General features: G+C 48.2%; 5 protein-coding genes. 3 read left to right on the top strand and 2 right to left on the bottom strand.

All coding sequences use genetic code 11. The features are described 5' to 3' along the window. Positions 1–628 precede the first annotated feature (628 nt). On the bottom strand, positions 629–4573 hold the full coding sequence (locus IQ260_RS20815; protein WP_193995016.1) for a carbamoyltransferase C-terminal domain-containing protein: 3945 nt from the start codon (positions 4571–4573) through the stop codon (positions 629–631). Positions 4574–5037: 464 nt separating this feature from the next. On the opposite strand from IQ260_RS20815, the gene IQ260_RS20820 reads away from it, so the two are divergent. Together IQ260_RS20820 and IQ260_RS20825 are read left to right on the top strand one after the other, a co-directional pair. After that, positions 5038–5652, top strand: coding sequence for a cysteine hydrolase family protein (locus IQ260_RS20820; protein ID WP_193995017.1), 615 nt, complete (start codon positions 5038–5040; stop codon positions 5650–5652). Next, complete coding sequence (locus IQ260_RS20825) at positions 5646–7079, top strand: PAS domain-containing sensor histidine kinase (RefSeq protein ID WP_193995018.1); 1434 nt, start codon at positions 5646–5648, stop codon at positions 7077–7079. Before IQ260_RS20820 ends, IQ260_RS20825 begins: the two co-directional genes overlap by 7 nt. On the opposite strand, the gene IQ260_RS20830 is transcribed toward IQ260_RS20825, so the two are convergent. Then, a complete protein-coding gene (locus IQ260_RS20830) occupies positions 7056–8363 on the bottom strand; it encodes a J domain-containing protein (RefSeq protein WP_193995019.1) in 1308 nt (435 codons plus the stop codon). The two genes, IQ260_RS20825 and IQ260_RS20830, sit on opposite strands and share 24 nt — an antisense overlap. A 183-nt stretch (positions 8364–8546) precedes the next feature. Here IQ260_RS20830 and IQ260_RS20835 point away from each other — a divergent pair. Further along, positions 8547–10288: dynamin family protein (locus IQ260_RS20835; RefSeq protein WP_193995020.1), on the top strand; the 1742-nt coding region annotated here is incomplete at its 3' end.

The following is a 10288-nucleotide window of genomic DNA, read 5'->3' on the forward strand; positions in this document are numbered from 1 at the left end:
CGTTACTATTTTATGGCCGTATAGTGTAAGTCCTTTTTTTAAAAAGATGTCATTCTGAGTTTCACCAGCGATCAACAGAATTTTGATCATTACAACTTTAGTCTAAGTTCTTAAACAATAATAATCCCCAGAAATATGCGTTAGATTTACACCCAATAGAAATTGGACGGCATAACGTGTCAGCCTGAAGACACGTTATGCCGAAAACATACAACCAGCAGATTGCTCTCTAACTCTATTGATAACGGATACAGCACATAAACTTAATCTATGATCAACATAGAATTCATTTACTGTATCTGTATAGTGACTCGGAATATTAACTTTTGTATGCTTTCTGAGTATAAATAGTCGGAGCTTCATATACGTGTGCGTTTGCTAAATCATGCAGAATATCTCCTGAATTTTATATATTTTTTTGAATTATTTCATCAGTCTATCGACATAGCGTTGTCTTTAAAATTCTAATTTTCATGTTTGTTTTCCCTAGAAAATCACTACAGACTTAATTTCAAGGATCCAGAAGACCTCGCGAAAAGTACACATATGGAGAGCAGCGCGAAAAAGGCTCTCTACTATCCAGAATTGGCAGCAGAGAGCCCACAGCGATAGTTAGACCCAGAGTCCCTTACTGATTTAAATAAGCAGACAGACAGGTGGGGGTGGTTTTTGTCCTCAATTCGACAATATCCTCAGACCTGGATGACTGAGAAAAGAGCTTTTCCAGGTTTTGGCGCTCAGGTGATTGCGGCCGCTGCGAACTCAAACACAGCAACCCTTTACAAATTAAATCAATTAACTGGGCTTGATTAGCCGGTGTTGTAAAGCGATACCACTGGGGAGTTAGCCTCTGAATGGTTTGTAAAATTTCATACAGGTCTTCACTAATTTGGTAGGTTGTAAAATAGGGATCATCGGGCACAAACAGCTCAATTTGTCTGCCGATATCGGTTAATCCCGATTCTATGCGAAACCGTAAATTAGGTCGCAAGGAGAGATAGCACGTGTCTCGGCTAGATGACTGAAGGCACTCTCGTTGTTGAAAATAACTCTGCACTAATCCATCGATAGCCTGGGTTGGATTATGAATTGTACGGCAGAAATAGGAGCCTGATTGATCATCACTCAGGTTTTGAATGAGAATATAGCCAAAGTTTACAGCCCGGAGACCGGCTTCATGAAAATTGTTTAGCCACTGCTCAAGTTCAGCATTGTAAGCCTCCAGACTTTGTCCAAAAGGAGCATGGCTGTGGGGCACTGAAAACAGCACATCATCTCTATCGGCAGTACATAGGACAAGCTGGTGAGTATTACCCCCACTCCACCACTGGGAAAGTTTGGCTTGGTAGGTTTGAATATCCACCAAGTCAGTCACAATAAATACACGCCCCTGGGGATTGAGATACTGGGAACTCTGGTGAATAATCTCGGCCAAGATTTCTTCCCCTGTTGTCCCACCATCGCGGAAGCCTAAATCATGTTTGGGACTGGGAACAAACGGCGGATTGGCCAAGATGGTGTCAAATGTTTGACCTGCTACCGGTTCATAAAGACTCCCTGGGTAAAACTGAATGTTGCGAATATCATTTAGCTGAGCGTTAAACCGAGAAAACCGAATGGCACGAGGATTCAGATCTACGGAGGTGACATGTTGAGCATAGCGACTAGCGACTAACCCTTGTACGCCGCTGCCACAGCAAAGATCTAAGACATTTTTCACTGAGTATCGGGGAGCCGTGTAGACCAGCCCCTGACTATCTGCACCGATATACATAACTGGGCTTTCGGATATTTTGTCCTCTGCCAGCAGCATGTACCGATGATCGGTGGCAATGTAAAGACCCTCAACACAGAATAGATCGATGCGAGCAGACCATTGGTCCCCACGGTGAATCAATAGATCCAACTGAATCAACAGCTGTACCAACCTTGGCCCAAACAATTCATTCAGCCGCGCTTTTGGGAAAGCCACCCGTAGTAAAAACAAACGAATTAGATCGTCAAGATCGCTTTGTCCTAGTTGATAGCGGTCGTAGTAGTGTAAGCGAGTGGGTTCAATCGCCTGTAAGGATTCGATACCCAGTTGTTGACAAATAGCCGTCAGAGTATAGTCGGCCTGTTGCAAACAGGTCCGTAGCTCCCCCAACTGTCCCCGCAATGTAAAACTAGCCTCTTCGAAAGGGGCCAGGGTTTGACTACTATTGGCAGGTAGCCGTGAGTCTATATTATTCTCAATGTCAAGAGATATGAGTACATCAATGCCATATTGGCGCAGCTGGGTCTGTGCCCACTGTATTTTCTGAGACAGTTCTGCATAGGTGAGACAGAGTTCCAGGCGAATTTTCTCTTGCCAGCCCGTTTGTGCTGAGAGCATCGCCATGAAAAGTTTTACCTCATCAAAGGTATATTCTGTCATCTCCTTTTGATTAAGTGACTGGTAGGGTAATTTCCCACGGGCTTTAGTGGCCAGTCTAACCGCACAGCTAAAATTATGGCTACTCGTTTTAGCCCCTGAACCTGTAGCCAGTTTGCGTCCTGGGGAGAGACTGAGCCTTTGCTGGGCATCACTACTTTCAGCAGAGAGGTTGACTAGCATTGACTTACTCAACGGATCGAGGATCCAAACCACATCCTTCGATACTTTTGTATTGAGTGCTCCCATCAGCGATGAGTCAGGAAAGAGAACACTTGTTTCTTTATACCGGGCACCCAAGGTAGACAGCTGTTTTAATTCTGTTTCTGTCCATGGGCAATTGTGTCGTTCTCCAAAAAATAAAGCACGATCTAATGTCGCCATCAGGTCAGTAACCGCTGGCTGACTGGGAGGCAATCCTTGGGGAATAACCGTATCACCCACTTTAGACAAGTGTTCTTCATAGTTTTGAACACGCACATGTCGTTTGGAAATCCAAATATTTTCGACAGCTAGATAGTCAATATCCGTATTCAAAAAGGTTTGAATCGCTTCTGCCGGCGTCTCAACAATGGGCTGACCCGCGACATTGAAACTAGTATTGAGCAATACGGGGGGACCCTGACGCAGCCCCACCAGCTGGTGACAGAGTTGGTAGAAGTAGGGATTAGCCTGTGCCGTCACCGTTTGGATGCGACCCGTTCCATCCACGTGGGTCACCGCTGGAATCTGTTCCTGCACCGCTGGCTTAATGGGAGCCACCATGAGCATAAAGGGAGATTTCCCGTCTAGTTCAAAAACCTCATCCACATTTTCTAAGGGAATCACCGGGGCAAATGGGCGAAATGCTTCGCGGAACTTGACCCGAGCGTTGATGATATCCCTCATGCGCTGAAATGTTGGATCAACCATAATAGATCGATGTCCTAAGGCCCGGGGACCGTATTCAGCCCCCCCTTCAAACCGGGCAACGATGTGGCCATTTGCCAGGGATTGGGCGCTACGCTCCAACATTTCTGTTGGCGTGAGCACTTCTATATCAATCAAATCATCAAACTGCTTTACCGCCTGGGCTATTTGGGACGAGTCATAGGCATGGCCGAGGGTGGCCTGGGTTAGTTCTGGCCGTTTACAGCCACCCTGGTTGGCATAGGTCCATAGGGCCGCTCCGGCCGCGATGCCACTGTCGCCTGCCGCTGGAAAAATAAATATATCGTCTAGGTCCAAGTCCTTAAAGAGTTTGTAGTTAGCGACCGAGTTGAGACCTACGCCCCCTGCAATGCAAAGCTTTTTGAGTCCGGTTTGCTCCATCGCTACTCGTACAATATGCTTTAATGCCTGTTCTAGTTCATCTTGAATCTTATAGGCTAGATCCACCAGGTAGGGACGCAGATAGGGTTTCCCTTCGCCAGTATCGTAGGTTTTCTCAAGGGCAGCTATCTCTAGAAAAATATCGTAGGGAGAAATGGATAGGCTATAGCTATTGTCTACGGGTTTGATCCAACGATGCAAGTTAACCTGTTCTCCGCCAAAGGGGGCTAACCCCATCAGCTTACCGGCTTCTGCATGGCTGACATTAGTGTTGCCTAACTTGGTGACAAAGCCAGCTTTCCGGGTGACATACTCATAAAGAAAACCCAGGGTGGACAGACCGGCTAGATGGGCATTGACGGTTTCACTGTGGAGAGTGGTCAGGGTGTGGCCATGGCCCTCATAAAGGGTGTATGACTCAGTCTGATGGTCCTGGCTAGTGGTACCTGTAGCATCAGTAACTAAAACCAGTGCCTGGTCAAAACCAGATGGCCAATATGCAGAATAAGCATGGGCTAGGTGATGACTGGGGATAGCGATGACCTTGTCCGCAATTTCGGTCGGGAGGACATTGCGCATGATCTCTGGAGCAAAGTCATACCCTGGCATATTGGCAGTGACAGCGGCCAAGTCGTCCAGTGTAATGCCACAGCTATCTAGACAGTAACGGATAGCCTCATTAGGTGGCTGCATCCGAGAGGTCACCCCAGGCGCTTGTAACATAAAACCAATGCTGTACTTTTGCCGATCTAGCCGTTCTTGTTCAATGGCCACTAAAATTTCGCCATCCTTAACAATGGCAGCTGATCGTTCATGGCTGAGATTAAGTCCTAGATAATACTGAGACATCTCCGTGCATCCCCTTAGTGAAAACTTTTTTTAGTGTCGCATTACTACGACAAATTCAATAGTTCCCACGATAACAATATCGATCACGCTAAATAAGCTACAAAATATCCGTATATTCTGGGACGTCAATCTACGCATAATTGCGTAGGATTTAGCTAAATGTGGACAAGGTGCAGCTCAATTGATTAGATTTTGCTATGTTTGTATGCTTTTCTATTCTGTCTTGACGAAATAAGGCTTATTTTTCCGTATGAGTTCGGTCTATGGCAGTAGTACTTATAAGTAAGGGGGTGTTGTTTAAGCGTTAATTGATCTGAATAGATCGGTAATCTCTCTGTACCCAGAGGCATGCCTGATTGGCCGCTAATGAGCTAATCGGTATGGGTAGTCTTGATTAAACATCTGAGACTCTAAACAACCTATATTTCAGGTATTTGAGAGGCTATTTTTGTAGATCTAGACCTATGTACCCAAAAACCACAGCTTTACTACTGATTGGCTTTCAGAATGATTATTTTGCCCCGGATGGGGTTTTACATCGAGTGATTGAAGCATCGGCAAAAACGGTTAGAACCGTGGATAATACAGCTGCTCTAGTCCGACGGTTGGTTGACACTCCGGTTTTATTGATTTCCACCCCTATTTGTTTTACCCCGAATTATGAAGAGCTGGTTGAACCCATAGGAATCCTAAAAACGATTAAGGATGTGGGAGCTTTTCAGGCTGGTGAGAAAGGTTTTGAATGTATTCAAGAGCTTTTGCCATTTCAAGATAGAATTTTAGAAATTCCTGGCAAGCGAGGATTTAATGCTTTTGTCAATACCAATTTAGACCAGGTTTTACATCAGCAAAATATTACTCACCTAGTATTAGCGGGGGCTGTGACGTCTATCTGTATTGACTCTACTGGGCGTTCAGCGCATGAGAAAGGCTATCATGTGTCAGTTCTCAGCGACTGTACATCAGCTCGTACGGTATTTGAGCAAGAGTTTTATCTGGAGAATGTTTTTCCTCTGTATGGGGAAACGATAACATCTTCAGAGTTTGTGGAAAAACTAGCGGCCTCATCCCTATGCTAGAGCCCGAAAAAATTAATGAACTACATACTCAAATTCAGTATCGCTTAATCGAAAAGCTAACTGAGTCAGAGCGACGCTACCGTACTTTGGTTGAGAACTTACGGGAGATTGTCTTTGAGTGTGACCATACGGGGATGCTCACATTTGTCAATCAGGCCTGGACAGCGACATTGGGTTATCCCGTCAAAGAGGTGATTGGTCAATGTTTGGATCAGTTTATTGATAGGATCGATGTTGAAAAATGGCAGACGGCCTTAGAGGCTAAAATCGACTGCTGTTTGGAGCTGCGGTTTTATGGTGCAGATGGGACAATGTTTTGGTTAGAGCTTGCGGTCCAGTTTAAGGGTGGCTCTAGCTTTTCTGGGGCTTTGATCAATATTACTGAGCGCAAACAGGCGGAGACACTCCTAAAGCAAGCTAATGAAGATCTCGAAGACAGGGTAAAACAGCGTACGGCTGAACTTAGTAAAGCTAATCAGGAGTTGCAGCATACGATACAACGGCTGCAGTATACCCAAGGGCAGCTGGTGCATAAGGAAAAGATGTCCAGTCTAGGACAGCTGGTGGCGGGTGTGGCCCATGAGATTAATAATCCTGTGAGTTTTGTGCACGGTAACCTGGAACCAGCCCAGGAATATGTCCAGGAAATGTTGGTTTTGATTGATCTTTATCAGCAACATTATCCGCAACCTGTCAGCCGTATTCAAGATTCTCTTGAGGCCTGTGATGTTGACTTTATTAAAAGAGATTTTCCTCGACTGCTAAACTCTATGGCAATGGGGACAGATCGGATTAAAAAAATTGTTGACTCCCTACGTAGCTTTTCTCGATTGGATGAATCAGCCCTCAAAAAAGTAGATATTCATGAGGGGATTGATAATACACTCTTGATCTTAAGCCATCGTTTAAGCGGCACTCAGGAGATTCAGTTAATTAAAGACTATGGTGAGCTACCTTTAGTTGACTGTTTTCCAGATCAGCTAAATCAGGTCTTTATGAATCTGTTGAGTAATGCCATTGATGCCTTGTTGGGGGCAAGCCCTGATGGTGAAGTGGTCCTACCCCATCAGGGCTTGCCCGCTGAGCCGATGCCTGAGCCATTACCTGAGCCATTAATTATTGTGCGCACCTATGGTGATGCCAATTCTGCCATGGTTGAAATTATTGATAATGGTCCAGGTATTTCTAAAGAGGTGATATCGAGAGTTTTTGATCCATTTTTTACCACTAAACCGGTGGGGAAGGGAACAGGACTGGGATTGTCCATTAGCCATCAAATTATTGTTGAAGCCCACGGTGGACGCATTAGCTGTATCTCTAACGAAGGAGAAGGGGCCACATTTAGGGTACAGCTACCGATCGCCTTATCTCAACTACATTTGCAGCAACAGGTGGACTCAGCCTTACAACCAAGCGTTCCAAACTAGATAGCCAGCCGTTATACCCATAAAGAGTAAACTGGGGGCGAGCCAGGTGGCAATGACTTCTGAGTGGTGGTGGATCTGATGACAGCCGCTATACAGGGTTATGAATGTATGGTGTAGAGCGATCAAGAGAAACAGCAGCCACAGCCAGGGAATAACCAGAGCCATAGGGCTGATGAGCACAAATAGTCCCATGGGGAGTACGGTGGCGCCGGCAATAAATGTGTCGCTAGCCCAGCTACCGTGACGTCGTAACCACAGACGGGAAATGGCTAGGGCGATGATCAAACTTAAAAATACGGTGCAGCCCGATAGCCATAGCCCACCTAAGGCAACAATTTGGCTGGCGTTGCCCGCAAAGCGTAGGACGTAGCCCCCCAGGGTAAAGCCGCCAATACCCAGGGTGGCTAGCAAACAGCCTACCTGCCGCGCCTGTTGTTGGCTGAAACGGCTGTATAGGGTGGTGAGTTCTTCTGCAGGATTGCCCAACAGCCCAAAGAGTAGACGATTTAACTGACCGAGCAGACCCCAGCGGCGTGTGATGCCGCTGGTACGGTGGCTGAGCCTAAAGCTGCGCTGTTTTCGCAGGTGGCGGATGCGATCGCAGCTGCGCTGATATCCGTCTAAATCGCCCTGGGCCTGATAATACATGGACGCCGTTTGAAAATCATTGGCGGCCTCATTCCATTCCTGGATATCAGCATAGGCCACCCCCCGCTGAAAGTAGGTTTGGGGATCGTCGGGCTCCTGGGCAATGGCCTCAGAAAAAGCGGCCAGGGCACTTTCGGTATATCCCAGGCGGTAGCGAGCCAGCCCTAGATAGTAGTAGGTCTGGGGCAGCCGTTGCGAAAACTGCAGCAGCCGCTGACAGTCCGCGAGCACGCCCGCATCATCTTCCAAGATGTAGCGCACCTGGGCTCGACGTAAATAAGCTTCGGCCAGGTCCGGCTGGCGCTCAATCGCCTGGTTAAAGTCTGCCAGGGCGGCTTTGTACCGTCGCGCTAGCGTTTGCTGAATGCCACGCAGATAGAAATCATGGGCCGTTTGAGGCCGACTGCCGCTATATTCTGTGGTGCCAGTGTGGTCATATCGCTGCCGCTGCACCTGATCAGTCAGCACCTCGTAGGCTTCGTGCAGCGCCCGAAATTTTTCCAGTGCCCTCGGATCGTCGGGGTTTAGATCGGGATGGTAGCGTCGTGCCAAGCGTCGAAACGCTGCTTTAATTTCCGCTTGACTGGCATCGGGCGATACCTGTAATCGCGAATAGTAGTCATCAGCAGTGGCCATAGACAACCGAACAAATGGGATTGAGGATAGGAGGATGCTACAGGAAACGTCCTTAATGTCATTATTGTAGTCATTCTCGGGCGGGGCCATGGGGAGCCCGTCCCCAATTTATTCCAGAACAGGGAAAGATCACGGTTTTAGGGAATTGAGGCACACTGGACTGTAAAGGTAATTAAAAAAACTATGGTTACACCCCAGTCAGCAAATGGTTCCCAGGCTAAATCGCAAATGGCAAATGGCCTCGACCTCCTGACCCACAGTCGTCAGCAGGCGGCTCAGGTTTTGAGTCAGATTGCGATCGCAATGGACCATGCTGAAACCACTGAGCACTCAGGCCAGCTGGGGTTAACCCGCCACATTCACACCCTCAAGAGCGCCGCCCAACAGCTGCAGCAGGGCACCTACCGCATTGTAGTACTCGGGGAAATGAAACGCGGTAAGAGCACCCTGATCAATGCTCTAGTGGGTGAGGCCCTGTTGCCCAGCGATGTCAACCCCTGTACGGCGCTGTTGAGTCTGCTGCGCCACGGCCCTGAGCGTCGGGTAACGCTCCATTACAACAACGGCCAGGCCCCTGAAACCATTGACTTTGACACCTTCCGCACTGACTATACAATTTCCCCAGCCGAAGCCCGCCAGCTAGAAACCAGCGCCTTTCCCGACATTAGCCATGTGGTGATTGAATGTCCGGCACCGCTGCTGGCGTCAGGACTAGAAATTGTCGATACCCCGGGGCTCAACGACACTGAAGCTCGCAACCAGCAGGTACTCAGTTACCTAAACGAAGCCCAGGCGGCTGTATTTGTGATGGATGCCATGCAGCCCATTACCCTGGATGAGCGCCGCTATCTGCGCAACTATGTGCAAAATCGCGATCTGAAATGTTTTTATGTGGTCAATGGCTGGGATCGGCTCCAGGCCAGTCTGGTCGATCCTGAGGATACAGCGGCCCTAGAAGACGCCCAAACCCGACAGCGTCAGGTATTTGCCCAAAGCCTGCCCGAGGGGGCAACCTGGTTTGAAGTCTCGGCACTGAGCGCCCTGCGGCTGCAGCGTCAGGGAAACCCCCTAGACGGGAGCGGCGTTGATCAATTCTTTGCCGCCTTAGAAACCTTTTTGGCCCAAGAGCGGGGACGTGTGGAGCTGCAGCGGGCGGCCAAACTAGCCCATCGGGCCTACAGTGCGGTGCAGGAAACCGTGGCCCGACGCATACCGCTACTAGATGAGGATCTGAGTGAGCTGCAGCAGCGGGTAGCCTCAGTAGAACATGAGTTTGGCAAACTGGAGAAAATTCGAGATAACTATCGGCAGCTGATCCGGGGACGGTGCGATCGCACCGCTAAAGCCATTGCCGACTCATTTAAAACCTATATCCTCAACTTAGAGGCCACCTTTGAAGAAGACTTTGTCGGCTCTCAACCCGATCTCGACTTTCTAAGCTTTTTAGACGAAGACGAGCGCGACCAGTTCTATAGCGACTTTAAGCGCGCCTTTGAACGCTACATCAACGACCGTCTGGCCGCCTGGGAGTTTACCGCCAAACAAAAAATCGGTCAGTCCTTTGATGAACTCAACGAAAGCGCCGCTGACTATCAGGTCGCCTACGCCGAAGTGGTTGAAGTCATCCACGAAAAAATGATGGGCCGTAAATTCTATGCCCCCAACAGCCTGCCTGACGACGAGGCCCGCCCTTGGATTGACAACATTCGCGATCTCTTTGATGAGCTTCCCGACACCCTCAATGATGCGGTGCAGCCCTTTAACCACTTTTGGCAATCCGTGTTGCAAATGGCCGTGAGCTATGTGTGTATTGTCATTGCCCTACAGATTTTGGGACTTCTCTTTAGCAGTTTATTTTTAAATATTGTTGGCGTAATTGCAGCAGCCGGTGGCATCTTAGCCGCCCAGGCCGAGTTTGTCCGCCA

Origin of the sequence: Leptolyngbya cf. ectocarpi LEGE 11479, from assembly GCF_015207065.1 — a bacterium.
Taxonomy (GTDB): Bacteria; Cyanobacteriota; Cyanobacteriia; order Phormidesmidales; family Phormidesmidaceae; genus Leptothoe; species Leptothoe ectocarpi.